The 776-nt window shown below is 37.8% G+C and carries 1 protein-coding gene; it reads left to right on the top strand.

Going from position 1 to position 776, the window contains the following annotated elements; translation table 11 throughout:
* Positions 1 to 39 precede the first annotated feature (39 nt).
* Positions 40 to 776, top strand: a 737-nt coding sequence (locus EO125_RS09700; protein ID WP_206168382.1) for a UPF0236 family transposase-like protein, incomplete at its 3' end; no start/stop codon positions are given.

The following is a 776-nucleotide window of genomic DNA, read 5'->3' as shown; positions in this document are numbered from 1 at the left end:
ATGGAAGACTTTTCAACCTTAATAAATGGTGTTGCAATTATGATGCTAGAGGTTTTTTTATCTAAATTAGATGACCAACTCTACGAGGCTGTTAAGCAAGAAAAGCGATATCATGTACAAGAGAAAAGTCGAGAACGAACAATTACTACTCAATGGGGAGAGGTGAAAATTGCACGAAGGTATTACAAAGATAAAGTAACTGGGGAGTATGTATATCTGCTAGACAGAGTAATAGACTTACCATCACATAAACGAATCGATCCCTATTGTACTAGTAAAATTATTAAACATGCTACATCTATGAGTTATGCTAAGGCAGTAGAATCTTCTACTCCATGTCAACTTTCACGGCAAACTGTTAAGAATTTAGTGCATAGCCTACCAACACCACCGACTACTCTACAAACAGAGATAGAAGCAAAGTCTGCTGAAACGATTTATATTGAAGTGGATGAAGATCATGTGAGCTTACAAACGGGTAAGAATATTAACATGAAATTAGCCACAGTGTACACAGACAAAGTGGATGTTGGTTCTAACCGCATGGAGCTAGTAGAAAAGCATTCTTTCACAGGGTTAGAAACACCAGAAGAGTTTTGGATGCAGATAGACAGCTACTTGGCAGAAGCCTATGTGGGTAGCCCTAAGGTGTATATTATTGGGGATGGTGCTAGTTGGATTAAACGGGGCCTAGAGGTGCTTCCAAATAGTGAGTTTATTTTAGATAGATTTCATCTATTTAAATATATGACAAAGATATGTGGAAAACGAAGCCG

Source organism: Veillonella sp. VA139 (assembly GCF_003992005.1).
In the GTDB taxonomy this organism is placed as follows: Bacteria; Bacillota; Negativicutes; order Veillonellales; family Veillonellaceae; genus F0422.
Note: the sequence above shows the minus strand (reverse complement) of the source record. Positions and strands in the feature narration are given on the sequence as shown.